Raw genomic sequence first — 23,048 nt, 5'->3', positions numbered from 1 at the left:
GGACCTCGCGAGGGAGGGTTACTCGACGGTGGCTTCGGTTTCGATCAGGCCGCCGAAATCGTTGATCCAGGTGTAGCGGACCCGTGCGCCGGGCCTGGCCCAGGCCGCCGCGTCGCGGGGCAGGGCGATGCCGTAGCTGCCCTTGGCCGGGACCATGTCCAGGTCGTCGTTGTCGTATTGCCTGGCGCCCGAGCGCAGTTGCAGGCGGGCCAGGGACACCGAGTAGGGCAGGTCGTTGACCGCGCGCAGCGTGCTCTTGCCGCCCTCGGAAACGATGCGCCACTTCAGCTGCTGCGCCGCGTCGGCGGCCACGCCCTTGAGCTTGGCCGGGCGGTAGAACAGCTTGAGCTGCGAACGGAAGGCCACCTGCAGCTTGCCCGCGCTGTTGTTGCTGGCGGCCGCGTCGGCCTTGTCCGGGCTGCTCGAGGGCACCTCCAGGACGTTCAGCCAGAACACCGATTCGCGGTCCTGGGGCAGCGAGCGGTCGATGTTGGCGATACGCAGCAGCAGGCCCTTGTCCGGGTCGACCCGCGAGACCGGCGGCGTGACGATGAAGGGCGAGCGCCCCTGCTTGTCGGCGCCGGGCGTGCCCTTGCCGTTGTCCACCCAGGCCTTGATCAGCGACGGCGTCTTGCCGGTGTTGCGGATGTTGACGGTGATGTCCCGCTCGGCGGCCGGGTAGACCACGCGGGTGCCGGTGATGACGATGCTGGCGTTGGCCTGGAACGCCAGCAGGCAAAGACCGAGCAGGAAGAACAAGTGGGTAGCGGGACGCATCGGGCAACCTCCTTCTCTGTAAAGAAGGACTTTGGGTGGAGTCTAGGCGGGGCCGGCATACTGGCAAGTTCCCGGGCGGTGAAGTTTTCCGGAGAACTTGTAAGTGCGTTTACTCATTCAGCCTGTGTATGAACTTTCGTCGATGTGTTCATGCGCGTGATGAATATTCCGAGTGCATCCCCCGATGGGGAGGGGGATGCATCCGGGGCCGCTGTCAGTCGTAACGGATGGAATACAGCAGGGCGGTGTCGGCGGTACCGGGCGATACCAGTTCCGAGGTCTGTACGTAACGGGCGTAGTAGGCGAATTCCAGCGGGCCGGCTTCGTCCATGGGCTTACTGACGTTGTTGGCGTTGGTGCGCAGGTCGATGGCTTCCAGTTCTTCGTTGGCGATCTGCAGCTCGATGCCGGACATGCTCATGGCTTCGCCGTTGAAGGCGAGGTTGCCGGTGGTCGGGTTGACGTTGGCCGAGGCGAAGTCGACCTTGTAGGTCTGGCCGACGGTGCAGCCGTTCAGGGCGATGGTGAAGCGCTGCTCGCCGGCGGTGGAGCCCACGGTGTCGAAGTCGCTGGTGGAGATCGACGGCAGGTTGATGGAGGCATCGGCGCCGCCACCGTTCACGCTGACTTCGCAGGTGTCTTCCATAACGTGGCCGGTGAAGCTGATCTGGCCACCGGTCGCTGCCTGGGCGCCACCGGCCGCCAGGGCGAGGAGTACGGCTGCGGGGAGAGTGAGACTTTTCATGGAGTTTTTCCTTGCAGGTTTTTCGGTAGGTGAATTCTCCCTGCTTCCTGAAATTTCGAATATTAGGAAACTTCTGATGAGTCGTAGGTGTATTCCTATGAATGAGGTAGGCAACGGATATAAGTGGGTTACTTATTGAAAAGCAGGAAGTAAAACAAGTTGCCTGGAATGTAGGGCGTATAACCGTTGGCGGGGACACCGGGGTCCTATGCAGGTGGGTTTAAGAGCGCCCTCTCCCCAGCCCTCTCCCGCAAGCGGGAGAGGGGGCTGTCCTGAGCGGGGGGCGAATCCTGAGTCATCCTGAAATGCCTATCTCCCCCCACGTCATTCCCGCGAACGCGGGACGCGGCTCCATCGCGAACAGCGCTTGCGCTGGCCCGAAGGGGAATAACCCAGTGACTGGCGGGTTCGCGAGCAAACTTGCTCCTACGAAAAGCAAAAGCGCGTCCGCTCTTGCTCTGGCTTTTGGATTTCCAGAGAAACATCCGCGCGCACCGGAACGCCCCTTCAGCAGGCCGAGCGAAACCGGCGCTCAGGAGGTCATGCGACATGGATGTCGCGAGAGCCCCGATGGGCTACAGGGACGTACCCTCGGGGCGGGCCTCCGTGGCGGGGGAATTCGTGAGGGTAGCCCGGCTTTATCGGGCCCGTATGTTGGGGCAAGCCTTTTTGGTTACTTTTGTGGCGACTGACAAAAGTGACTCGCCCGAGGGGGCGAAACAAAAAATATCCGAGCACGCCGAAGCGGCGCGTCACACCCAAACAAGAAGTCTCTGGGCCCGCGTTCGCGGGAATGACGGGTTCGAGATCGGAGCGCAGGGCCAAGAGCCAAGCCCCATCCCAAATGAAAAAATGCCGTTTCTCCCAGACAGAGAAACGGCATTCTTTCTTGAGTGGACAGCACTACCGGCATTTGCCGAGGGCTTTTTAGCTACCGCGGTTATGCCGACTCGCAACAGATCGTGGTCAGGCGCTTAGAACTTGTAACCGAAGCCGATCATGTACACCCACGGATCGACGTCCACGTCGACCTTGGTCTTCTGGATGCCCAGGGCGCCCGGGCCGTTGACGCTGGCCTTGGTGTCGATGTCCATGTACCACACGGCAACGTTGAACAGGGCGTGCTCGTTGAGCATGTAGTCGAAGCCCAGTTCGCCGGCCAGGCCCCAGGAGTCCTGCAGCTTCAGGTTGCTGAAGCCCTGGTCCTTGCGGAAGCCGGCCAGGTCTTCGTCGAAGAAGGTGGTGTAGTTCACGCCCAGGCCGCCGTAGGGCTGGAAGGCGGAGTTGGTGCCGCCCATGGGGTAGTACTGCAGCAGCACGGTCGGCGGCAGCTGCTTGATGTCGGCCAGCTTGCCGTCCAGGCCTGGGCCGAGGCCCTTGACGTCGACCTGGTGGTTGAACGGGGTGGCGGCGACCAGCTCGACACCGATCTTGTCGGTGATCAGGTAGCTGAAGGTCAGGCCCAGCTGGGTATCGCTGTCCACGGTGGCCTTGGTGCCGCCGACCTTGCCGCCGTCGAGCTTGAGGTTGCCGCTGTCGTCGTTGGGGTCGACGGTGGCGAAGCCGCCACGGACGATGAAGTCACCGGCCTTGTGGCCCTGGATGTCCGCAGCCTGGGCGGCGAACGGCGTGGATACGGCGGCGGCGAGCAGGGAGGCGGTGAGCCAGGACTTGCGCATGATGGTGATGCTCCATGATTTTGGAATAAGCGTTGGTAAGCATCATGGTAGACAGCGCTAAGCGATTCTTCTTGATTCAGCTCAATAAAGCCCCCCTACCTCGTAGGGGTAATGCCTGTGGCAGATGGTCGCAGGTCATTCGCCCTCGTATTCGTAGGGCGTGACCTCGTCGGCCTTGAGCTGGTAGCCGGCCTGGGCCAGGTCGCTGTCGATGTGCTTCACCTGCATGCGCCCGACCACCCAGTAGGGCTGGTACAGCTCGTCCATCTTCACCCCGTGGGCCTGGTGCACGTAGACGATCTGGTTGGACGGCGGCGGCGGCACGTGGATGCAGGCGCCGTAGTAGGGCACCAGGAGGAACTCGTTGACCTCGCCGTCCTGGCCGACGTCCAGCGGCACTATGTAGCCGGGCAGCTTCACCTGCTGGCCGTCCAGCGCCTGCACCACCGGGGCGGCCGGCGACTGCTGCTTGGCCGCCGGGCCGCTCTCGGCGTTGAGCGCGTCGCTGAGCTGGGAAATGTCGTGCAGCGGCACCGGCGGCGGGGGCGGCGGCGCGCCCTCGGGGATCAGCTGCGGCCAGGTCAGCGTCTGCGGCGTGGCGGCCCAGGCCGCGCTGGTAGCGAGCAGGCACAGGGCGAGGAAGGCGGAGGCGGTTGTTTTCATGGGGCTACTCAGATGCGGATCGACAGGCCGTCGGCCAGCGACTGACGATAGGCGCGCCAGGCCGGCACGCAGCCGATCAGTAGGGCGGCCAGCAGTATGCCGCCGAGCAGCGACCACTCATAGGCGCTCGGCGCCGCCAGCGGCAGGAAGATGCCGTAGTTGGCCTGCACGTAGCCCTGGGCGGCGGCGATGCCGGCGTACAGCAGGCCCAGGCCGAGGGTGACGCCGGCCAGCGCCAGGGCGAAGGCCTCGGCCAGCAGCAGGCTGAACACGTGCCAGGGCCGCGCGCCCACCGAGCGCAGGATGGCCATCTCGCGGCGGCGTTCGTTGAGGCTGGTGAGGATGGCGGTGAGCATGCCGATCAGGCCGGTCAGCACTACGAACAGCGAGACCACGAACAGCGCCTTCTCCGCCGTGCCCATCAGCCCCCACAGCTCCTGCAGGGCCACGCCGGGGAGGATGGCCAGCAGCGGCTCGCCGTCGTATTCGTTGATCTGCCGCTGCAGGGCGAAGGTCGCCACCTTGCTCTTCAGGCCGAGCAGGAAGGCGGTGATGGCGGTCGGCTGCAGGTCCATGTGGCGTGCCTGGTCGGCGCTGATGCGCCCGGCGCCGCGGGCCGGCACGCCGTTCTTCCAGTCGACGTGCAGCGCCTCCATGCCGGCCAGGGAAATGTGCAGGGTGCGGTCCACCGGGGTGCCGGTGCGCTTGAGGATGCCGACCACGGTGAATGGCTTGTCGTCGTGCTGCACCAGGCTGATGGTGCTCACCCCGTGGCTCAGCACTATGTGGTCGCCCAGCTTGTAGTGCAGCGCCTCGGCCACCTCGGCGCCGAGCACCACGTCGAACAGGTCCTGGCCGAAGGGCCGGCCCTCGGCCAGTTGCAGCTGCTGGTCGCGGCCGTAGCGGTAGTGCTCGAAGTAGCCGGTGTCGGTGCCCATCACCCGGTAGCCGCGGTGCGAGTCGCCCAGGGAGATGGGGATGGCCCATTTCACCAGCGGGCTGGCCTTGACCGTCTCGAAGCTCTCCCAGCGGATGTTGTTGGTGGCGTTGCCGATGCGGAACACCGAGTACAGCAGCAGGTTGATCGAGCCCGAGCGCGCGCCGACGATCAGGTCGGTGCCGGAAATGGTGCTGGCGAAGCTGGCGCGGGCCTCGCTGCGCACCCGCTCCACGGCCAGCAGCAGGCAGGCGGAGAGGGCGATGGCGAAGACCGTGAGCCACGCGGTGAAACGGCGGTTGGAAAGGCTGGCCAGGGCCAGGCGCAACAGGTACATGCTCAGATCCCGGGGGCGGTGGCGGCGCGGTTGAGGTCGGCCAGCGACAGGCTGCGGTCGAACAGCGGCGCCAGGCTCTGGTCGTGGCTGACGAACAGCAGGCTGGCGCCGGCCGCGCGGCATTCGGCGAACAGCAGTTGGAGGAAGGCTTCGCGGGCGTCGGCGTCCAGCGCCGAGGTCGGCTCGTCGGCGATCACCAGTTCCGGCTGGCCGATCAGCGCGCGCGCCGCGGCGACGCGCTGCTGCTGGCCGATCGAGAGGTTGTCGGCGCGCCGCTGCAGCAGCGCCGCGTCGCCCAGGCCCAGGTGCGCGAGCAGGGCGCTGGCGGCTTCGCCGACGCTGCCGTGGCGCTCGCGGGCGCGGGCCGCGCGGCTGCGCGAGAAGTGGCAGGGCAGCTCGACGTTCTCCCGCACCGAGAGGAACGGCAGCAGATTGAACTGCTGGAAGATGTAGCCGGTGTGGTCGACGCGGAAGTGGTCGCGGCGCGCGGCGGAAAGCTGCGCCAGATCCTCGCCGAGCAGGCGGATGCTGCCGCGCCGGGGCTTCTGCACGCCGCCCAGCAGGCCGAGCAGGGTGGTCTTGCCGCTGCCGGAGGGGCCTTTGAGGAACAGCGTCTCGCCACGGCCGAGGGAAAACTGCGGGATGTCCAGCAGCTCCGCCTGGCCGGGCCAGGCGAAGCCGAGGTCGCGGAGTTCGAGCAGGGTGTCCATGGGGCGCGTCAGAACTTCAGCAGGCTGCTGGCCGGGGTCAGCTCGGCGCCCTGCTGGCCGTTCGGGCCGATCAGCTGCACCACCAGCTTCTGGGTGCCGGGGAAGCGCTTGAACAGCGGGGCGAAATCGAGGCTGGTAAGGGCCTCGGGCGCGGCGCAGGTCAGCTTGTAGTGGGCGTTGATGTCGCTGTGCTGGTGGCCTTTGTGCTCGTCGCCATCGTCGTCGTGGTCGTGCTCATGGGCCTTGGCATTGCCGAACAGCGGGCTTTCCAGTTCCACCTCGGCGACGCCGCACTTGGCCGCGGCCGGCGCCTGCACCAGCTCCAGCGGCTTGCCCAGCTGGGCGCGGGCGGCGGCCACGGTGGCCTGGTCGGCGGCGCTGCTGGCCGGGTGCTCGAAGCCGACGAAGTTCATCGCCGGGCTGTCCACTTCCAGCTCCAGGGTGTTGCCGTCCAGCGCGACGTTGAGCTGGGCCACGCCGTGCTCGTGCTTGCCGAGGCTGCCATGCTCGTGTTCGTCATGGGCCTGGGCGGCGGCGAAGGGGATCAGGGCGAGGGCAAGCAGCAAGGGGCGCATGGACGGTCTCCGGGAGGGGAAAATCGAGGGTGCGTTACGTTATAACGAAATATTGCGGCTGGCTAGAGGCGCTCCGGGAGATTGGCGCGGCCGGGCAGGCGTGGGAGCATGCCGGCCATGCAGGAGGAAACCGACATGCGAATCCGTGGAAGCATCGGCGACTGGCCGGTGGACCTGAGCCTGGAACTGGACGAGGAAGAGTGGCAACGCCTGGGCGCGGCACTGCGCCATGCGCCCGCCGCACCGGTCGCCGCGCCGGCAGCGCCTGTGGATAACCCGCCGGTGGCGCCCAGCGGCGTTGATCGCCTGTGGCAGGCGGCCCGCGACCTGCTGCGCCAGGCCGGCAGCTATGAAGGCCCGCAGTTGCTCGACGAACTGGCCGCCCTGGCTGGTAGTGCCGGCGCGGCCAAGGGGTTGCTGGTGCGTTTGCGGCACAGTCCGGATGTGAGGATCGAGGTGCGGGAGGGGACTCAGGTGTTTACCTGGGTGGGGGAGTAGGAGCTTTTTGATTTTTGCTTTTCGTAGGAGCGAGCTTGCTCGCGAACGGTGCCAACCGGATGCTCTGATGCTGGGTGTGGCGCCTTTCCCTCTCCCCAGCCCTCTCCCTGAAGGGAGAGGGGGCTAGTCCGTGCCGAGAGGAGGAATGGTTTCAGCCGGAAACCAACGGCGCTGCCGGCTGACTCCAGAACCCCCAGTTATGCCCAACGGTCCCCTCTCCCTTCAGGGAGAGGGTTAGGGAGAGGGAGCGGAGTTGAACCCCGCGCCAGGTTCGCGAGCAAGCTCGCTCCTACACGAAACGAACCCCGCCACTCAATACAGCAGATTGGCCAACTTCCGCCGATAGGCGATCACCAGCGGATGCTCATTGCCCAGCAGGTCGAACACCTGCACCAGCGTCTTGCGCGGCAGGTCTTCGCCGTAGCCGCGGTTGCGCTGGAACAGGCGCAGCAGGCCGTCCATCGCCGCTTCGTACTGCTGCCGCGCGAGTTGCTGCACGGCCAGTTGGTAGGCGGCCTCGTCGTCGCCGGCGTCGGCCGCCAGGCGGGTTTTCAGGGTGGCGGCGTCGGGCAGGTCGGCGGCCTGGCGCAGGAAGGTCAGCTGGGCGCGGGCGGCGGCCAGGGCGGACTTGTGCTCGTCGCTCTTCACCGCGTCCAGCACCGTCTCGGCTTCGCCCAGTTCGCCGCGCTCGGCCAGGCAGCGGGCGTAGAGGATCAGCGCCGCGGCGTTGGTGTTGTCTTCGCCCAGCAGGGCCTTGAGCTGGGCCTCGGCCTCGGCGAAGCGGCCTTCGGCGAAGGCGGCTTCGGCGGCGTCCAGCGGGTTGGCGGCGGGGGCCGCCGGCGGCTGCACGTGCTGCTCCAGCATCTGCCGCACCGCCGATTCCGGTTGTGCGCCGGCGAAGCCGTCGACCGGCTGGCCGTCCTTGAACAGCACTACGGTGGGCAGGCTGCGGATGCCGAAGCGCATGACGATGTCCTGCTCGACGTCGCAGTTGACCTTGGCCAGCAGCAGCTCGCCCTGGTAGGACTCGGCGACCTGCGCCAGCATCGGCATCAGCGCCTTGCAGGGCGCGCACCAGTCGGCCCAGAAGTCGACCAGCACCGGCTTGTGGAAGGAGTTCTGGATCACCAACTGGTCGAAGTCGGCGCTGGTGACGTCGAAGATGTAGGGCGTGTCGCTCATGGGGGCTCTCGTCGGGCGAAAGGGGCGAAAGGGGGCTGGTCACTATAAGTGGGGGCGCGGCGGACGGAAACAAGGCAATGCCGCGCCCTGGGTTCCTGTAGGAGCGCGCCCTGCGCGCGAATCGCGGGCAGGGCCCGCTTCCTACAGTTCCAGGAAAGCCCGTAGGATGGGTTGAGCGAAGCGATACCCATCACCATGGCCCGATGGGTTTCGCAAGCTCAACCCATCCTACGAAAAGCACCTCGACGCAGACGGTTGCTCCTACAGGGGACGGCTGGCGTGATAGAGGCTGACCTTGCGGAATTCGTGGGGCTCGGCCAGGTCCGGCCAGGTGCAGGCGTCGAGGATGTCCAGGCGCCGGTACTGCGGGTGCTGGAAGTCGCGCACCCGCGAGTCGGCCACCAGGGCCTCGCGGCCCTTGCCGAGGAAGGCGTCGAGCAGCGGCAGGTTGGCGCGGTCGTAAAGCACGTCGGCGACCAGGATCAGGTCGTAGCGGTCCTCCTCGCCGAAGAAGTCTTCCGAATAGCTCAGTTGCACCCCGTTCAGCTCGGCATTGGCGCAGCTGGCGGCCAGGGCCAGCGGGTCGAGGTCGCAGGCCACCACTTCGGCGGCGCCGGCCTTGGCCGCGGCGATGGCGGCGATGCCGGAGCCGGCGCCGAAGTCCAGCACACGCTTTCCGGCCACCCACTGCGGGCGCTCGGCCAGCCAGCGCGCCAGGGCCAGGCCGCTGGCCCAGCAGAAGCACCAGTAGGGCGGCTCTTCGAGGATGCGGCGGGTCTCGTCGGGGCTGAACTGGCGGTCCATGTTCTGCGCATCGATCAGCCACAGCGCCAGGTCGGTGCCGGGCAGGCGCTCGGCGCCCAGGCGGGCGTCGCCGAGCAGTTCGCCCAGGGCCTGTTGCAGGTCCTGCGGAGCCTTCATGGCGCCGGCTCCAGGCGCAGCTCGCCGAGGGCCTGGGACTGCCCGGGAGCGATGGTCAGCGGGCGCAGGCGCCAGGCCAACTGGCCGTTCTGCGCCACCCGCGCATGCAGTTCGATGCGCCCGCCGCTGGGGAAGTCGCTGGGGTCGTAGCGCAGGCTGAAAGGCAGGGCGCCGCCATTTCCCACCAGTTCCAGGCTGGCCAGGGCGCGCTGCGGGCGGTCGCGTTCGTCCATCAACAACAGGGCCAGTTCCACTTCGGCGCCATCGGGCAAGGCGCCGCGGCTGCTGGTGAGCACCCCGGACAATTCGCGCTGGTTGGCCGGCAGCGGCGTCGCGACGGCCTTGGCCGGGGCGCTGGCGGCGGGAGGCTGCGGAGCGGGTTGCTTGCTCGAACAGGCGGCCAGCAGGGCCAGGGCGAGCAGGCAGAGAAGGCGGTGCGGCATGGGCGATTTCCCTCGCGGCGGTTTCCAGGGCGGCGCCTGTATAGCGTAAAGCCTGCGGCTTGTCTCGGGGAGCGCGGCGCCGGATGTTTCGTCGAACGGCCGGTCGAAGGGCCCGGGCGGATGGGGTACCATGGGCCACCATTTCGTAGGGCCATTCTCTGCCATGCATTGTCCCTTCTGCGGTGCCCACGACACCAAAGTCATCGATTCCCGCCTGGTCGCCGAGGGCGACCAGGTCCGCCGCCGCCGCGAGTGCCTGGCCTGCGGCGAGCGCTTCACCACCTTCGAGACCGCCGAGCTGGTCATGCCGCGGCTGATCAAGCAGGACGGCAGCCGCCAGCCGTTCGACGAGGACAAGCTGCGCGCCGGCATGCAGCGCGCGCTGGAGAAGCGTCCGGTCAGCGTCGAGCGCCTGGAAGAGGCCATCGCCCACATCAAGCACAAGCTGCGCGCCACCGGCGAGCGCGAGGTGAAGTCGCGGGTGCTCGGCGAGCTGGTGATGGCCGAGCTGCAGAAGCTCGACGAGGTGGCCTACATCCGCTTCGCCTCGGTGTACCGGCGCTTCCAGGACCTCAACGAGTTCCGCGAGGAAATCGAGCGCCTGGCCCGGGAGCCGTCCAAGGAATGAGCGCCGTCGACCAGGCCTGGATGGCCCGCGCGCTGGAGCTGGCGCGCAAGGGGCTGTATTCCACCCACCCCAACCCCCGCGTCGGGTGCGTGCTGGTCAAGGGCGGCGTGGTGGTCGGCGAAGGCTGGCACGTCCGCGCCGGCGAGCCCCACGCCGAGGTCCACGCCCTGCGCCAGGCCGGCGACAACGCCCGCGGCGCCACCGCCTACGTCACCCTGGAGCCCTGCAGCCACTTCGGCCGCACCCCGCCCTGCGCCGATGCCCTGGTGAAGGCCGGCGTCGCCCGTGTGGTGGCGGCCATGCAGGACCCCAACCCGCAGGTCGCCGGGCAGGGGCTGCGGCGCCTGGCCGAGGCCGGCATCGAGGTGGCCTGCGGCGTGCTGGAGGCCGAGGCCCGGGAAATCAACGCCGGCTTCATCAAGCGCATGGAGACCGGCCTGCCCTTCGTCCGCGTCAAGCTGGCGATGAGCCTGGACGGGCGCACCGCCATGGCCAGCGGCGAGAGCCAGTGGATCACCGGCCCCGCCGCGCGCTGCGCCGTGCAGCGCCTGCGGGCGCGCTCCAGCGTGGTGCTTTCCGGCGCCGATACCGTGCTGCTGGACGCTGCCCGCCTGACCGTGCGCCCCGACGAACTGGGCCTGGACGCCGAGCAGACCGCCCTGGCCGCCGCGCGCCAGCCGCTGCGCGTGCTGGTGGACGGCCGCCTGCGGGTGCCGACCGACGCTGCTTTCTACCAGGCCGGCCCGGCGCTGGTGGCCAGCTGCGCCGAACGCGACGGTTTCGCCGCCGAGGGCCGCGAACTGCTGGTGCTGCCCGGCGCCGATGGCCACGTCGACCTGGCGAAGCTGCTCGCCGAACTGGGCGCGCGCGGCGCCAACGAAGTGCTGGTGGAAGCCGGCCCGCGCCTGGCCGGGGCCTTCGCCCGACTGGGGCTGGTGGACGAGTACCAAATATTCGTTGCGCCCAAGCTACTGGGCTCCAGCGCCCGCCCGCTGCTGGAGCTGCCGCTGGAGAAGATGGCCGAGGCGCGCGAACTGAAGATCGCCGACATCCGCGCCGTGGGCGACGACTGGCTGGTCACGGCGCGGCCGGTCTGACGGAATTGTCTGCGCTACTCCCTGCGAATGCGGGGGAAGAGCAAACTGAACCTTCCGACTTGCGCCGGCCTGTGGTAAAACGCCACACGCGGCCAACGCTGTAACGGCCGCGATTGACGTTCTCAGGGCGGGGTGCAAGTCCCCACCGGCGGTGATGGCGCGCAACGCGTCGAGCCCGCGAGCGCTTGCCACGACCGGCTTACCGCCGCAGCGGCAAGGTCAGCAGACCCGGTGCGATCCCGGGGCCGACGGTAACAGTCCGGATGAAGAGAGAACGGGATGAACCTGCGCAAGGTGCGTCTGCACGCCTGCGCGTCGTATCCCTTCGATCGGTATGCCCTGTTTTTCCCAAAACAGGAGTTCCAACACCATGCACCGCCCCTTCGTTTCCACTGCGCTGGCTCGCGCCGGCCGGCACGCCTGCGCGCAACCGCATTGCGCCGTCCGGGAGGCCCCATGTTCACCGGCATAATCGAAGCCATCGGCAGCATCCGCTCGATCACCCCCAAGGGCGGTGACGTGCGCCTCTACGTGCAGACCGGCAAGCTCGACCTCGCCGACGTCAAGCTCGGCGACAGCATCGCCGTCAACGGCATCTGCCTGACCGCCGTGGAGCTGCCCGGCGACGGCTTCTGGGCCGACGTCAGCCGCGAGACCCTGGCGCGCACCGCCTTCGCCCAGCTCAAGGTCGGCAGCCGCGTCAACCTGGAGAAGGCCCTGACCCCCACCACCCGCCTGGGCGGCCACCTGGTCAGCGGCCACGTCGACGGCGTCGGCGAGATCGTCAAGCGCGAGGATAACGCCCGCGCCATCCAGTTCACCGTGCGCGCCCCGCGCGAGCTGGCCAGGTACATCGCGTTGAAGGGCTCGATCACCGTCGACGGCACCAGCCTCACGGTCAACGCGGTGAATGGCGCCGAGTTCGAGCTGACCATAGTCCCGCACACCCTGGGCGAGACCATCATGGGCGACTACCGCCCCGGTCTTCAGGTGAACCTGGAAGTGGACCTGCTGGCGCGCTACCTGGAGCGCCTGCTGCTCGGCGACAAGGCCGCCGAGCCCGCCGCCAGCGGCATCACCGAAGCATTCCTGGCCGAAAACGGCTTCATGAAGCATTGATAGGAGCTGCCCAGATGGCACTCAACAGCATCGAAGAACTGGTCGAAGACATCCGCCAAGGCAAGATGGTCATCCTCATGGATGACGAGGACCGCGAGAACGAAGGCGACCTGATCATGGCCGCCGAGTGCGTGCGCACCGAAGACATCAACTTCATGGCCAAGTACGCCCGCGGCCTGATCTGCATGCCGATGACCCGCGAGCGCTGCGAGCGCCTGGGCCTGTCGCTGATGGTGCAGCGCAACGGCTCGGGCTTCGGCACCAAGTTCACCGTTTCCATCGAGGCCGCCGAAGGCGTCACCACCGGCATCTCCGCCGCCGACCGCGCACGCACCGTGCAGGCCGCCGCCGCGAAGGAAGCGGTGGCCGCCGACATCGTCAGCCCCGGCCACATCTTCCCGCTGATGGCCCAGCCCGGCGGCGTGCTGGCCCGCGCCGGCCACACCGAGGCGGCCTGCGACCTGGCGCGCATGGGCGGCTTCGAGGCGTCCGGGGTGATCTGCGAGATCATGAACGACGACGGTAGCATGGCCCGCCGCCCGGAACTGGAAGCCTTCGCCGAGCAGCACGGCATCAAGATCGGCACCATCGCCGACCTGATCCACTACCGCCTGATCCACGAGCGCACCGTCGAGCGCCTCGCCGAGCAGCCGCTGGACACCGAGCTGGGCCAGTTCAACCTGATCACCTACCGCGACTCGGTGGAGGGCGAGGTGCACCTGGCGCTGACCCTGGGCGAGATCTGCGCGGAAGAGCCGACCCTGGTGCGCGTGCACAACATGGACCCGCTGCGCGACCTGCTGATGGTCAACCAGGCCGGGCGCTGGAGCCTGCGCGCGGCCATGGCCAAGGTGGCCGAGGCCGGCAGCGGCGTGGTGCTGCTGCTGGGCCACCAGATCGGCGGCGAGGACCTGCTGGCCCACGTGCGCGAGATCGCCGCCAGCGCGCCGGCGCCCAAGCCCACCACCACCTACAGCACCGTCGGCGCCGGTTCGCAGATCCTCCGCGACCTGGGCGTGCGCAAGATGCGCCTGATGTCGGCGCCGATGCGCTTCAACGCGATATCCGGTTTCGACCTGGAAGTTGTAGAATACCTGCCCGCCGAATGAACCCGCGCCGCCGTGCCCTGGCACGGCGGCGTTGTTCTTCTAGCCTAATTTCGCGGAGCGTCGCCGACGCTCTGGCTCTTTAACGAAACGAGACCTGCCCATGACCCTGAAGACCATCGAAGGTACCTTCATCGCCCCCAAAGGCCGCTTCGCCCTGGTGGTTGGCCGCTTCAACAGCTTCGTGGTGGAAAGCCTGGTGCAAGGCGCCATCGACGCGCTGGTGCGCCACGGCGTCACCGAAGGCGACATCACCATCATCCGCGCCCCGGGTGCCTTCGAGATCCCCCTGGTGACCCAGAAAGTCGCCCAGCGCGGCGAGTTCGACGCCATCATCGCCCTCGGCGCGGTGATCCGCGGCGGCACCCCGCATTTCGAATACGTTGCCGGCGAGTGCACCAAGGGCCTGGCGCAGGTTTCCCTGCAGTTCGGCGTGCCGGTGGCCTTCGGCGTGCTGACCGTCGATTCCATCGAGCAGGCCATCGAGCGCTCCGGCACCAAGGCCGGCAACAAGGGCGCCGAGGCCGCGCTGTCCGCCCTGGAAATGGTGAGCCTGCTGTCGCAGCTGGAGGCCAAGTGAGCAGCAACGACAACGGCGCTCCGTCCAAGCCGGCCAAGCCCAACAAGATCGCCATGCGCCGCAAGGCCCGCAGCCTAGCGGTGCAGGCCCTGTACTCCTGGCAGATGGCCGGCCAGCCGCTGAACGAGATCGAGGCGACCTTCCGCACCGACAACGACTTCAGCGACGTCGACGGCGCCTACTTCCACGAGATCATCCACGGCGTGCCGCGCCTGAAGACCGAGCTGGACCAGGAATTCACCCCCTGCCTGGACCGCCCGCTGGAAGAGATCGACCCGGTCGAGCTGGCCATCCTGCGCCTGGCCACCTACGAGCTGCGCAACCGCCTGGACGTGCCCTACAAGGTGGTGATCAACGAAGGCATCGAGCTGGCCAAGACCTTCGGCGCCACCGACGGCCACAAGTTCGTCAACGGTGTGCTGGACAAGCTGGCGCCGCGTCTGCGCGCCGCCGAGCTGCGCGGCGCCAAGCGCTGAGTCCGCCGCAAGGCATGGGTGAGTTCGAACTGATCCGCCGCTATTTCGCCGCGGCCGCCTGTGCGGCCGCGGCCGATGGCGTGGCCCTGGGCATCGGCGACGACTGCGCCCTGCTGGCGCCGGCCGCCGGGCAGCAACTGGCGGTGTCCACCGACACCCTGGTGGCCGGCGTGCATTTCCCCGCGCTGTGCGATCCCTTCCTGCTCGGCCAGCGCGCCCTGGCGGTTTCCGCCAGCGACCTGGCGGCCATGGGCGCCGCGCCCCTGGCCTTCACCCTCGCCCTGACCCTGCCCGAAGCCGATCCGACCTGGCTGGAAGCCTTCGCCCAGGGCCTGAACCGCATGGCCGCGGCCTGCGGCCTGGCGCTGGTCGGCGGCGACACCACCCGCGGCCCGCTGAGCATGACCCTCACCGTATTCGGCCAGGTGCCCGTCGGCCAGGCGCTGACCCGCAGCGGCGCCCGTCCCGGCGACCTGCTCTGCGTCGGCGGCCCGGTCGGCGAGGCCGGCGGCGCCCTGGAGCTGGTGCTCGGCCGCCTGGCCGCCGAACCCGGAGTGGCCGAGCCGTTATTGGCGCGCTACTGGGCGCCGCAGCCGCAACTGGCCCTCGGCCAGGCCCTGCGCGGTCGCGCCACGGCGGCGCTGGACGTGTCCGACGGCCTGCTCGCCGACTGCGGCCACATCGCCCGCGCCTCCAATGTGGCCTTGATCATCGAAGCCGAACGCCTGCCGGCCAGCGCGTCGCTGGAAAGCCTGCTGGGCGCCGAGCGCGCGCTGCAGGCCAAGCTCGGCGCCGGCGACGACTACGTCATCGCCTTCACCCTGCCGCCCGCGCAGTTGCCGGTTCTGCAGGCGCAATGGCCGCAGCTGGCGGCCATCGGCCGCGTCGAGGCCGGCAGCGGGGTGCACGTGCTGGACGCCGCAGGCCACGACATCACGCCGCGCCAGGGCGGCTACCTGCATTTCACGGAGTGACCGCAGTGCCCGAACATCCCGACCAAGCCCCCGCCCAGCCCGTGCCGCCGTCGGTCTGGCGCAACCCCTGGCATTTCCTGGCCTTCGGCTTCGGCTCCGGAACTCTGCCCAAGGCGCCGGGCACCTGGGGCTCGCTGGTGGCCATCCCCTTCGTCCCGCTGTGGCAGCTGCTGCCGGACTGGGGCTACTGGCTGATGCTGGGGCTGACCATGCTGTTCGGCTTCTGGCTGTGCGGCAAGGTCGCCGACGACCTGCGCGTGCACGACCACGAAGGCATCGTCTGGGACGAGATGGTCGGCATGTGGATCACCCTCTGGCTGGTGCCCGAGGGCTGGTGGTGGCTGCTGGTGGGCTTCCTGGTGTTCCGCTTCTTCGACATCCTCAAGCCCTGGCCGATCCGCTGGGTCGACCGCCACGTGCACGGCGGCGTTGGCATCATGCTCGACGACGTCCTCGCCGGGGTCTTCGCCTGGCTGGCCATGCAGGGCCTGGTCTGGGCCTGGGCCACCTGGCTGCTCTGACGACAGCCGCCCTGACGACAGCCGACTTCATCACTGACGGCGCAGCGGCGCCGGTGTAACGTGGCGCCACCCTCGCGCCAGCCGACAAGGAGCCCCACCATGCTGCGCCTGCTGCCCGCCCTGAGCCTCGCCCTTGCCGCCAGCGCGGCCCTCGCCGCCCCGCAGGTGTGGGTGGTGGGGCTGTTCCCCAACGCCGCGGTGGTCAACATCGACGGCCAGCGCAAGTTCCTCCGCGTCGGCGAGACCGGGCCGCAGGGCGTGCAGGTGGTCAGCGCCGACGCGCACAAGGCGGTGCTGCGCGTCGAGGGCGTGGAACGCACCTACGAACTGAGCCGCGAATACAACGCCAGCGGCTACTCGGCCCCGGCGCCGGTGCAGGAAATGAGCATCGCCCGCGGCACCGGCGGGCATTACTGGGTGTCCGGCTCGATCAACGGCCAGAACGCCCAGTTCCTGGTCGACACCGGCGCCACCACGGTGGCCATGAACGAAGCCCAGGCGCGGCGCCTGGGCATCGACTACCGGGTGGTCGGCAAGCCCATGGTCGCCTCCACCGCCAGCGGCACCGTCAAGGGCTGGCGCATCAGCCTGAACAGCGTGAAGCTCGGCGGCATCGAGGTGCTGGGCGTCGACGCCAGCGTGCTGGAAGGCGAGTTCCCCACCGAGATCCTGCTGGGCATGAGCTTCCTCAACCGCGTCGGTTGGCGGGAGGAGCAGGGGATGATGTATATCCAGTCCAAACACTGAGAGCCCCTCCACAGCCTGCTGCGCGTCGGCATAACTGCGTTGGGAACAGGTTCGAAATGCTCATTTAGCGGCCTGAACTGCGCTTCCGAACCTGTTCCCGCCTTGTTCTGCTCTAGCTCGCGAGGCCGTGAATGGACTCTGCCAGATCGCCGATCCATCGATGGCTTCGATAGCCAAGTTGCGGATTTCGCAATGACGGCGGCCCCGGCACTGCTGTTACAATGCCGGCTCCCTACTACTGTCTGACTTTCAGGAGTTTCCGGTGTCCGTCGTGTTCGTCGCCGCCTCCAAGCTGCCCACTCCCTTCGGCGAATTCACCATGCATGGCTTCCTCGACGAGGAAACCGGCAAGGAACATGTCGCCCTGACCATGGGCACCATCGACGACGGCCAGCCGGTGCTCGGTCGCCTGCATTCCGAATGCCTGACCGGCGATGCCCTGTTCAGCCTGCGCTGCGACTGCGGCTTCCAGCTCGAAGGCGCGCTCTCGGCCATCGCCCGCGAAGGCCGCGGCGTGCTGCTGTACCTGCGCCAGGAAGGCCGCGGCATCGGCCTGCTGAACAAGATCCGCGCCTACGCCCTGCAGGACGAAGGCGCGGACACGGTCGAAGCCAACCTCAGGCTGGGCTTCGGCGCCGACCAGCGCGACTACGCCATGTGCCTGCCGATGCTGCAGCACCTGGGCGTCTGCTCGCTGAAGCTGATGACCAACAACCCGCGCAAGGTCAAGGCGCTGGAAGGCTACGGCCTCACCGTGGCCGAGCGCGTGCCCCTGCAGAAGGGCCTGAACCCGCACAACAAGCGCTACCTGGCGACCAAGGCCGGCAAGCTCGGGCATATGCTCGGCGAGCTGCACCAGGGCGAGGCGGAGATCGAGGCGCAGTGAACCGCGCCGCCGAGTTCGGCCGCCTGGGGCGTCTGTGGTGGCTGCACCTGGCCCTGGCTCTCGGGCCGCTGCTGGCGCTGCTGCTATGGGGCTTCGAGATCGACGCCCTGGCCGTGCTGGCCACCCCGCTGTACGTCGTTGCGCTGGTCTCGATGTACTTCACCCTGCCGCTGTTCCGCCGCTACAAGCTTGCCCTGATCGACGCCGGCAAGGCCCGTGACACGGCCGAAGAGCCCGCCGCTTGGGCGGAGTTGGCGCGCACCTGGCGCAATGGCGTCCTCGGCGCCAGCCTGCCGGCCTGGATCGGCGTGCTGGCGTGCTTCACCGACCTGTCCGGCGTGGCGCTGATCCTCCTCGGGCTGACCAGCCTGCTGATCCTCTGGCTGTACCGCCTGCCGCGCCAGTTGCTCTGATGCGCCTGCTCGCCGCCATCCTGCTGCTATCGCTAGGCCTGCCGGCACTGGCGGCGCAGCGGGTGGTGAGCCTGTCGCCCTCGATGACCGACAGCGTCCTGGAACTGGGCGCCGGCGCGCGCCTGGTGGGTGTGCTCGACGGCGACGAACGTCCGGCGCAACTGGCGGCCCTGCCGTCGCTGGGGCGCTACGGGCAGCTGAACCTGGAGCGCCTGCTGAGCCTGCGGCCGGACCTGGTGCTGGTCTGGCCCGGCAGCATTCCCGATGCGCAGATGGCGCGGCTGAAGGGCCTGGGCCTGAAGCTCTACGTCGCCGAACCGCACCGGCTGGAGGATATCCCCAGCCAACTGGAAGAGCTGGGCGCGCTGCTCGACGCCCAGGACAAGGCCACGGCCCTGGCCGCCAGCTTCCGCCAGCGCATCGCCGAACTGCGCCAGCAGTACGCCCGCGAGCACCCGCTACGGCTGTTCTACCAGGTATGGAACCGCCCGCTGTACACCCTGGGCGGACGCCAGGTGGTCAGCGACGCCCTGCAGGTCTGCGGCGCGCGCAACCTGTTCGACGACCTGCAGCAGCCGGCGCCGCAGGTGGGCATGGAAGCGGTGCTGGCCCGCGATCCGCAAGTGATACTGGCGCCCAATGCCGAACAGGCGGCGCAATGGCGGACCATGAAACAGCTGAGCGCAACGCGCCTGAACCAGCTGTGGGTACTGCCCGACCGCAACCTGGAGCGGCCGAGCTACGCCATGCTGGCCGCCACCGAAAAACTCTGCCGCCTGCTCGCCAAGGCCGAGCCGTAGGGCGGATAACCGTTCGCGGTTATCCGCCGGCCGGGATGCCGTACCTCCCCATAACCTGTAAGCGGGCCCTGCCCGCGAAATCGCGCGCAGGGCGCGCTCCTACGAAAAGCTGTGCTCGCCTGCTGCGTAGGACCTCATTCGCGAATCGCGTCGGTATGTCCGGCTATCGCGGACAAGGTCCGCTCCTACGGGGGAGGAATGCCGTGCCTCCCGGCGGACTGTAGGAGCGGGCCCTGCCCGCGATTTCGCGCGCAGGGCGCGCTCCTATGTATGGACTCACCCCCACCGTCAACCCGCTTTTGAACATGAAAACCCGACTGCATCTATGTATTAGGCCTGTTCGAGGAAGCCACGTCGGGCTTCTGGCCAACATTGGGTAAGCCCGCGGAATGCCGATTACAAAGAGGCCTCGAAGGCCGGTAGGAGCGTAGGCATCGATCCGCGACGGTCTGACCAGGGGTCAATGTTCTTCAGCAAGGGTTGGAGCGACTTGGCGCCCCGTTGGCGGGAACTCGTTGATCAGTGGCTCATTTCCATCTCCCGGCAAGCATTCGGCTTGCGCTGGTAGGTCTGTTCGCTGCACAGCAGCACCCAGGCGATACGCAGGTTGCGGTTGGCCAGTCGCACTGCCGCGCCCTTGCGCCCCAGGCGTTGTAGCCAGCGCTGCAGGCGCCGATCGTCCGGGTGTTCGGAATCGGGCCGCAGTTGCTTCAACACCGCATGCGAGCCTACGACCATCAGGCTGCGCACATAGGCGTCGCCACGTTTGGTCATCTTGCCCAGCCTTACCTTCTGCCCGCTGCTGTGCTGGTCGGGCACGATGCCGAAGTAGGCAGCGAACTGACGCGCATTGGCGAAACGTTCCGGCTCGACCTGTTTGGCCAGCAAGGCCGTGGCCGTGATCGGACCGATACCGCGTACCGTCATCAGCCGTTTCGCTGTCGGGTCGGCGGCGGCACAGGCTTCCAGACGCCCGGTCAGCGCGGCGATACGCTCGCCCAGCCGTTTCCATTCGTTCAGCATCTCGTCGATCAGCTCGCGCAGCAGCGCCGGCAACGGCTGGCTGGCGTCTTCCAGCACCCGGGTGACACCTTGCTTCAAGCCCACATCCCCCTGCGCCAGGGCGATACCCTGCTCCAGCAGCAGCCCGCGGATCTGATTACCCATGGCGGTGCGCCGCCGCACATAGCCCCGCCGAACCCGGTGCCAGGCCTGCATCGCCAGTGCCGCGACGCTCTTCACCGGCACCGACGCGATACTGCTATCCCGGCCCGCCCGCAGAATGGCGTGGGCATCATTGCGATCATTCTTCGCTCCGCTCCGGTGCTCGGCCACCCGCTGGGCCGGCAGGATACGCACCGGGTTGCCCTGCGCCTGCAGCAGCCGGGCCCAGGCTTGTGCTCCAGGGCCGGTTTCCATCAGCACCGTCACGCCCTCCGGCAGCTTCTGCAGAAACACCTGAAACGCTTCACGCGACTTGATTCGCTGTTCGTACGCCAGTTGACCCTGGGCGTCTTCCCCCGCCACCTGAAAGACCTTTTTCGCCAGATCCACGGCGACTGTCATGCACACCGATACATCGGTTGCAGACACCGGCTTATTCATCGTCGTATGCTTTTTCATGGACTCACCCTCACTGTCGGTGGCTTCTTAGACCGCCACCGTGGCGCCTCGACGCCTCGGTGAGGGTGAGTCCATCCAATTACAGGGGAGCGGTGCGGGTGGGGCAGCGCAAGCGGATCTTATCCGCGAATCGCGCCGAAACCTCCGGCTATCGCGGACAAGGTCCGCTCCTACAGGAAAGGAATGCCGTGCCTCCCGGCGAGCGGGCCCTGCCCGCGATTCGCGCGCAGGGCGTGCTCCTACATGGGGATGGCGTGGGGGCGGCGTACCGTGCCTCCCCGCCGCTCAGAACCCCTCCAGCACGATCTTGCCCTTGGCCTTGCCGCTCTCCAGCAGCGCGTGGGCGCGGCGCAGGTTGGCGGCGTCGATGCGGCCGAAGTGCTCGCCCAGGGTGGTGCGCAGCACGCCCTGGTCGACCAGGCTGGACACGCGCTGCAGCAGACGGTGCTGCTCGATCATGTCGTCGGTCTGGAACATCGAGCGGGTGTACATGAACTCCCAGTGCAGCGACAGGCTCTTCTGCTTGAGCAGGCTCACGTTCAGGTTCGCCGGGTCGTCGATCAGGCCCAGGCGGCCCTGCGGGCGCAGGCTGGCGACTATCTGCTGCAGGTGGCTGTCGGTGTGCGTCAGGCTGGCCACGTGGCTTACCTGGCCGATGCCGATGCGCTGCAGTTCCTCGCTCAGCGGCTTGCCGTGGTCGATGACGTGGTGGGCGCCGAGGTCGCGGACCCATTCCTGGGTTTCCGCCCGCGAGGCCGTGCCGATCACGGTTACGCCGGTCAGGTGCCGGGCCAGTTGGACGAGGATGGAACCCACGCCGCCGGCGGCGCCGACGATCAGCAGGCTCTGCCCGGTGCTGCCCGGGCCCTCGGCGATCTGCAGGCGTTCGAACAGCAGCTCCCAGGCGGTGATGCTGGTCAGCGGCAGGGCCGCGGCCTGGGCGAAGTCGAGGCTGGCCGGCTTGGCGCCGACGATGCGTTCGTCCACCAGCTGCAGTTCGGCGTTGCTGCCCGGGCGCGTCAGGTCGCCGGCGTAGAACACCTCGTCGCCGGGGCGGAACAGGCTGACCTCGCTGCCCACCGCGCGGACCACGCCGGCGGCGTCCCAGCCCAGCACCTTGTATTCGCCAGCCGCAGGCTCCGCGCGCTGGCGCACCTTGGTGTCCACCGGGTTGACGGAAATGGCGCGGACTTCCACCAGCAGGTCGCGCGGGCCGGGCGTCGGCTCCGGCAGCTGGATGTCGAGCAGGGCGTCGTCGGCGCCGATCGGGCGGCTGTGGGTGTAACCGATGGCTTTCATGGCGGCTCCTCAGTCGATGCGGTTCATCAGGCGGATGTCGAGCTCGGCCAGGTCGTCCCGGCTGGCGGCGACGAAGGCCTGGAAGTGCTCGCTGGCCTCGTGCTCGGCGAGTGCGGCCTCGTCGCGCCATTGCTCGATCATGTAGATCAGGTCCGCGTCCTTGCGGTCGCGGTGCAGGTCGTACTGGATGCAGCCGGGCTCGGCCCGCGAGGGCACGCGCAGCTCGGCCAGGCGGGCCTGCAGGGCGTCGGCGCGGCCGGGCTTGGCGCGGATGATGGCGATCAGGGTAATGGGGCTGCTCATCGGGACTCTTCCTTGCGGCAGTGGGGGATGGGCGCATCCTCCGCTCTTTCGTTGTGAAGAAAAACCGGGTAGGAAGAAAGTCTCTTTCAAAGGAAAATTGAAAATGCTGCGCTTCGACGACCTGCAGTTGTTCGTCCGCACCGCCGAGCGCGGCAGCCTGTCCGCCGCGGCCCGCGAGCTGGAGGTGTCGCCGGCGGTGGCCAGCGCCGCGCTCAAGCGCCTGGAGGGCGCCCTGCAGGCGCGCCTGTTCGCCCGCTCCACCCGCAGCCTGCGCTTGACCGCCGAGGGCGAGCAGTTCCTGGCCCATGCGCGGGCCTCGCTGCAGAGCCTGGAGGAGGGCCGCCAGCTGCTGGCCGGCGGGCGCAGCGAGATCGCCGGGCCACTGCAGGTCTCGGCGCCCTCGGACCTGGGGCGCAACGTGCTGTTGCCCTGGCTCGACGAGTTCCAGGCGCAGCACCCGCGGCTGCTCCTGCGCCTGCTGCTCAGCGACCGCCAGGCCGACCTCTACCGCCAGCCGGTGGACGTGGCCATCCGCCTCGGCCAGCCGCCGGACTCCAGCCTGGTGGCGCTGCCCCTGGCGGCGGACAACCGCCGCGTGCTGTGCGGCGCGCCGGCCTATTTCGCCCTGCATGGCCGGCCGCAGCGGCCGCAGGACCTGGCCCGGCACAACTGCCTGCTGTACATGCTCGGCGGCCGTGTGCACGAACGCTGGCGCTTCGGTGACGAGACGGTCGAGGTGGGCGGCGACCGCGTCAGCGACGACGCCGACGTGGTGCGGCGCTGGGCGGTGGCCGGGCGCGGGCTGGTCTACAAGTCCTGGCTGGACGTGGCCGCCGACGTGCGCGCCGGGCGCCTGGAGGTGGCCCTGGCCGACCACCGGGGCGAGGCGGCGCCGCTGAACCTGTTCTGCACCCACCGCGCGCAGCTGAGCCCGCCGGTGACCTTGCTGCGCGAGTTCGTCCAGCAGCGCTGCGCCGAGCATCTGCGCGGCGCGCCCTGGCGTTGAGGC

27 protein-coding genes and 1 riboswitch are annotated in these 23,048 nt (G+C 68.3%); of the genes, 14 read left to right on the top strand and 13 right to left on the bottom strand.

Going from position 1 to position 23,048, the window contains the following annotated elements; all coding sequences use genetic code 11:
• Nucleotides 1-18 precede the first annotated feature (18 nt).
• The 7 genes from PM1_RS26655 to PM1_RS26625 form a co-directional block, all read right to left on the bottom strand.
• Nucleotides 19-777, bottom strand: coding sequence for a fimbrial biogenesis chaperone (locus tag PM1_RS26655; protein ID WP_009617240.1), 759 nt, complete (start codon nt 775-777; stop codon nt 19-21).
• Nucleotides 778-991: 214 nt separating this feature from the next.
• Entirely contained in the window at nt 992-1,522 is a 531-nt protein-coding gene (locus PM1_RS26650) for a fimbrial protein (protein WP_009617242.1), read from the bottom strand.
• Between the two features lie 974 nt (nt 1,523-2,496).
• Nucleotides 2,497-3,201 carry an OmpW/AlkL family protein gene (locus PM1_RS26645; protein WP_009617244.1) on the bottom strand — a complete coding sequence of 235 codons (705 nt, stop codon included), beginning with the start codon at nt 3,199-3,201 and terminating at the stop codon, nt 2,497-2,499.
• 135 nt (nt 3,202-3,336) lie between these two features.
• Nucleotides 3,337-3,864, bottom strand: coding sequence for a DUF3299 domain-containing protein (locus PM1_RS26640; protein ID WP_009617246.1), 528 nt, complete (start codon nt 3,862-3,864; stop codon nt 3,337-3,339).
• Between the two features lie 8 nt (nt 3,865-3,872).
• Nucleotides 3,873-5,138 (bottom strand): ABC transporter permease, encoded by a 1,266-nt coding sequence (locus tag PM1_RS26635; protein WP_009617248.1) that lies wholly within the window; start codon nt 5,136-5,138, stop codon nt 3,873-3,875.
• Between the two features lie 2 nt (nt 5,139-5,140).
• Entirely contained in the window at nt 5,141-5,848 is a 708-nt protein-coding gene (locus PM1_RS26630) for an ABC transporter ATP-binding protein (RefSeq protein ID WP_009617249.1), read from the bottom strand.
• Between the two features lie 8 nt (nt 5,849-5,856).
• A complete protein-coding gene (locus PM1_RS26625) occupies nt 5,857-6,423 on the bottom strand; it encodes a DUF2796 domain-containing protein (RefSeq protein ID WP_009617251.1) in 567 nt (188 codons plus the stop codon).
• Between the two features lie 135 nt (nt 6,424-6,558).
• Between PM1_RS26625 and PM1_RS26620 the strand changes: the two genes are divergently transcribed.
• On the top strand, nt 6,559-6,921 hold the full coding sequence (locus PM1_RS26620) for a hypothetical protein (RefSeq protein WP_024128041.1): 363 nt from the start codon (nt 6,559-6,561) through the stop codon (nt 6,919-6,921).
• A gap of 312 nt (nt 6,922-7,233) precedes the next feature.
• Here the strand turns inward: PM1_RS26620 and trxA are convergent, their stop codons facing one another.
• The 3 genes from trxA to PM1_RS26605 all read right to left on the bottom strand — a co-directional run bounded on the left by trxA (nt 7,234) and on the right by PM1_RS26605 (nt 9,467).
• Entirely contained in the window at nt 7,234-8,103 is an 870-nt protein-coding gene (gene trxA, locus PM1_RS26615) for a thioredoxin (protein WP_009617254.1), read from the bottom strand.
• Nucleotides 8,104-8,364: 261 nt separating this feature from the next.
• On the bottom strand, nt 8,365-9,024 hold the full coding sequence (locus PM1_RS26610) for a class I SAM-dependent methyltransferase (RefSeq protein ID WP_009617255.1): 660 nt from the start codon (nt 9,022-9,024) through the stop codon (nt 8,365-8,367).
• A complete protein-coding gene (locus PM1_RS26605; RefSeq protein WP_009617258.1) occupies nt 9,021-9,467 on the bottom strand; it encodes a YbaY family lipoprotein in 447 nt (148 codons plus the stop codon). The genes PM1_RS26610 and PM1_RS26605 overlap by 4 nt, the downstream gene beginning before the upstream one ends.
• A gap of 163 nt (nt 9,468-9,630) precedes the next feature.
• On the opposite strand from PM1_RS26605, the gene nrdR reads away from it, so the two are divergent.
• The 12 genes from nrdR to PM1_RS26545 all read left to right on the top strand — a co-directional run bounded on the left by nrdR (nt 9,631) and on the right by PM1_RS26545 (nt 18,814).
• Nucleotides 9,631-10,095, top strand: coding sequence for a transcriptional regulator NrdR (gene nrdR / locus PM1_RS26600; RefSeq protein ID WP_024128042.1), 465 nt, complete (start codon nt 9,631-9,633; stop codon nt 10,093-10,095).
• Nucleotides 10,092-11,192: a bifunctional diaminohydroxyphosphoribosylaminopyrimidine deaminase/5-amino-6-(5-phosphoribosylamino)uracil reductase RibD gene (gene ribD / locus PM1_RS26595; protein WP_009617262.1), complete on the top strand. Its 1,101-nt coding sequence runs from the start codon at nt 10,092-10,094 to the stop codon at nt 11,190-11,192. The genes nrdR and ribD overlap by 4 nt, the downstream gene beginning before the upstream one ends.
• Nucleotides 11,193-11,306: 114 nt before the next feature.
• Nucleotides 11,307-11,472, top strand: a riboswitch (FMN riboswitch).
• A gap of 176 nt (nt 11,473-11,648) precedes the next feature.
• Complete coding sequence (locus PM1_RS26590) at nt 11,649-12,311, top strand: riboflavin synthase (RefSeq protein WP_009617264.1); 663 nt, start codon at nt 11,649-11,651, stop codon at nt 12,309-12,311.
• A gap of 14 nt (nt 12,312-12,325) precedes the next feature.
• The gene (gene ribBA / locus PM1_RS26585) at nt 12,326-13,420 is read left to right on the top strand and encodes a bifunctional 3,4-dihydroxy-2-butanone-4-phosphate synthase/GTP cyclohydrolase II (RefSeq protein WP_009617266.1); all 1,095 of its coding nucleotides are present in this window, start codon (nt 12,326-12,328) and stop codon (nt 13,418-13,420) included.
• Between the two features lie 100 nt (nt 13,421-13,520).
• Nucleotides 13,521-13,997 (top strand): 6,7-dimethyl-8-ribityllumazine synthase, encoded by a 477-nt coding sequence (gene ribH / locus PM1_RS26580; protein WP_009617268.1) that lies wholly within the window; start codon nt 13,521-13,523, stop codon nt 13,995-13,997.
• On the top strand, nt 13,994-14,473 hold the full coding sequence (gene nusB / locus PM1_RS26575) for a transcription antitermination factor NusB (protein ID WP_009617270.1): 480 nt from the start codon (nt 13,994-13,996) through the stop codon (nt 14,471-14,473). Before ribH ends, nusB begins: the two co-directional genes overlap by 4 nt.
• 14 nt (nt 14,474-14,487) lie before the next feature.
• On the top strand, nt 14,488-15,447 hold the full coding sequence (thiL, locus tag PM1_RS26570; protein ID WP_009617272.1) for a thiamine-phosphate kinase: 960 nt from the start codon (nt 14,488-14,490) through the stop codon (nt 15,445-15,447).
• A 5-nt stretch (nt 15,448-15,452) separates the two neighbouring features.
• Complete coding sequence (locus PM1_RS26565) at nt 15,453-15,968, top strand: phosphatidylglycerophosphatase A family protein (RefSeq protein ID WP_009617274.1); 516 nt, start codon at nt 15,453-15,455, stop codon at nt 15,966-15,968.
• A gap of 99 nt (nt 15,969-16,067) precedes the next feature.
• Nucleotides 16,068-16,715, top strand: a complete 648-nt coding sequence (locus PM1_RS26560) for a retropepsin-like aspartic protease family protein (protein WP_009617275.1) — start codon at nt 16,068-16,070, stop codon at nt 16,713-16,715.
• A gap of 262 nt (nt 16,716-16,977) precedes the next feature.
• Entirely contained in the window at nt 16,978-17,601 is a 624-nt protein-coding gene (ribA, locus tag PM1_RS26555) for a GTP cyclohydrolase II (protein ID WP_009617276.1), read from the top strand.
• The gene (locus PM1_RS26550; protein ID WP_009617277.1) at nt 17,598-18,014 is read left to right on the top strand and encodes a hypothetical protein; all 417 of its coding nucleotides are present in this window, start codon (nt 17,598-17,600) and stop codon (nt 18,012-18,014) included. Before ribA ends, PM1_RS26550 begins: the two co-directional genes overlap by 4 nt.
• A complete protein-coding gene (locus tag PM1_RS26545) occupies nt 18,014-18,814 on the top strand; it encodes a cobalamin-binding protein (RefSeq protein ID WP_009617278.1) in 801 nt (266 codons plus the stop codon). The genes PM1_RS26550 and PM1_RS26545 overlap by 1 nt, the downstream gene beginning before the upstream one ends.
• A 519-nt stretch (nt 18,815-19,333) precedes the next feature.
• Here the strand turns inward: PM1_RS26545 and PM1_RS26540 are convergent.
• The 3 genes from PM1_RS26540 to PM1_RS26530 form a co-directional block, all read right to left on the bottom strand.
• Nucleotides 19,334-20,437, bottom strand: coding sequence for an IS110 family transposase (locus tag PM1_RS26540; RefSeq protein WP_009613826.1), 1,104 nt, complete (start codon nt 20,435-20,437; stop codon nt 19,334-19,336).
• A gap of 285 nt (nt 20,438-20,722) precedes the next feature.
• Nucleotides 20,723-21,736: a zinc-binding alcohol dehydrogenase family protein gene (locus PM1_RS26535; protein ID WP_009617280.1), complete on the bottom strand. Its 1,014-nt coding sequence runs from the start codon at nt 21,734-21,736 to the stop codon at nt 20,723-20,725.
• Nucleotides 21,737-21,745: 9 nt separating this feature from the next.
• Nucleotides 21,746-22,039 (bottom strand): putative quinol monooxygenase, encoded by a 294-nt coding sequence (locus PM1_RS26530; protein ID WP_009617281.1) that lies wholly within the window; start codon nt 22,037-22,039, stop codon nt 21,746-21,748.
• Nucleotides 22,040-22,142: 103 nt separating this feature from the next.
• On the opposite strand from PM1_RS26530, the gene PM1_RS26525 reads away from it, so the two are divergent.
• Entirely contained in the window at nt 22,143-23,045 is a 903-nt protein-coding gene (locus PM1_RS26525; RefSeq protein ID WP_009617282.1) for a LysR family transcriptional regulator, read from the top strand.
• Nucleotides 23,046-23,048 lie beyond the last annotated feature (3 nt).

This window comes from Pseudomonas sp. M1 (assembly GCF_022760135.1).
Taxonomy (GTDB): domain Bacteria; phylum Pseudomonadota; class Gammaproteobacteria; order Pseudomonadales; family Pseudomonadaceae; genus Pseudomonas; species Pseudomonas citronellolis.
This window is presented reverse-complemented; position numbering and strand designations above follow the sequence as displayed.

Coding starts and splice junctions, on each gene's coding strand:
- PM1_RS26655 (WP_009617240.1), bottom strand. CDS start 777: ATGCGTCCCGCTACCCACTTGTTCTTCCTGCTCGGTCTTTGCCTGCTG.
- PM1_RS26650 (WP_009617242.1), bottom strand. CDS start 1,522: ATGAAAAGTCTCACTCTCCCCGCAGCCGTACTCCTCGCCCTGGCGGCC.
- PM1_RS26645 (WP_009617244.1), bottom strand. CDS start 3,201: ATGCGCAAGTCCTGGCTCACCGCCTCCCTGCTCGCCGCCGCCGTATCC.
- PM1_RS26640 (WP_009617246.1), bottom strand. CDS start 3,864: ATGAAAACAACCGCCTCCGCCTTCCTCGCCCTGTGCCTGCTCGCTACC.
- PM1_RS26635 (WP_009617248.1), bottom strand. CDS start 5,138: ATGTACCTGTTGCGCCTGGCCCTGGCCAGCCTTTCCAACCGCCGTTTC.
- PM1_RS26630 (WP_009617249.1), bottom strand. CDS start 5,848: ATGGACACCCTGCTCGAACTCCGCGACCTCGGCTTCGCCTGGCCCGGC.
- PM1_RS26625 (WP_009617251.1), bottom strand. CDS start 6,423: ATGCGCCCCTTGCTGCTTGCCCTCGCCCTGATCCCCTTCGCCGCCGCC.
- PM1_RS26620 (WP_024128041.1), top strand. CDS start 6,559: ATGCGAATCCGTGGAAGCATCGGCGACTGGCCGGTGGACCTGAGCCTG.
- trxA (WP_009617254.1), bottom strand. CDS start 8,103: ATGAGCGACACGCCCTACATCTTCGACGTCACCAGCGCCGACTTCGAC.
- PM1_RS26610 (WP_009617255.1), bottom strand. CDS start 9,024: ATGAAGGCTCCGCAGGACCTGCAACAGGCCCTGGGCGAACTGCTCGGC.
- PM1_RS26605 (WP_009617258.1), bottom strand. CDS start 9,467: ATGCCGCACCGCCTTCTCTGCCTGCTCGCCCTGGCCCTGCTGGCCGCC.
- nrdR (WP_024128042.1), top strand. CDS start 9,631: ATGCATTGTCCCTTCTGCGGTGCCCACGACACCAAAGTCATCGATTCC.
- ribD (WP_009617262.1), top strand. CDS start 10,092: ATGAGCGCCGTCGACCAGGCCTGGATGGCCCGCGCGCTGGAGCTGGCG.
- PM1_RS26590 (WP_009617264.1), top strand. CDS start 11,649: ATGTTCACCGGCATAATCGAAGCCATCGGCAGCATCCGCTCGATCACC.
- ribBA (WP_009617266.1), top strand. CDS start 12,326: ATGGCACTCAACAGCATCGAAGAACTGGTCGAAGACATCCGCCAAGGC.
- ribH (WP_009617268.1), top strand. CDS start 13,521: ATGACCCTGAAGACCATCGAAGGTACCTTCATCGCCCCCAAAGGCCGC.
- thiL (WP_009617272.1), top strand. CDS start 14,488: ATGGGTGAGTTCGAACTGATCCGCCGCTATTTCGCCGCGGCCGCCTGT.
- PM1_RS26560 (WP_009617275.1), top strand. CDS start 16,068: ATGCTGCGCCTGCTGCCCGCCCTGAGCCTCGCCCTTGCCGCCAGCGCG.
- PM1_RS26545 (WP_009617278.1), top strand. CDS start 18,014: ATGCGCCTGCTCGCCGCCATCCTGCTGCTATCGCTAGGCCTGCCGGCA.
- PM1_RS26540 (WP_009613826.1), bottom strand. CDS start 20,437: ATGAAAAAGCATACGACGATGAATAAGCCGGTGTCTGCAACCGATGTA.
- PM1_RS26535 (WP_009617280.1), bottom strand. CDS start 21,736: ATGAAAGCCATCGGTTACACCCACAGCCGCCCGATCGGCGCCGACGAC.
- PM1_RS26530 (WP_009617281.1), bottom strand. CDS start 22,039: ATGAGCAGCCCCATTACCCTGATCGCCATCATCCGCGCCAAGCCCGGC.
- PM1_RS26525 (WP_009617282.1), top strand. CDS start 22,143: ATGCTGCGCTTCGACGACCTGCAGTTGTTCGTCCGCACCGCCGAGCGC.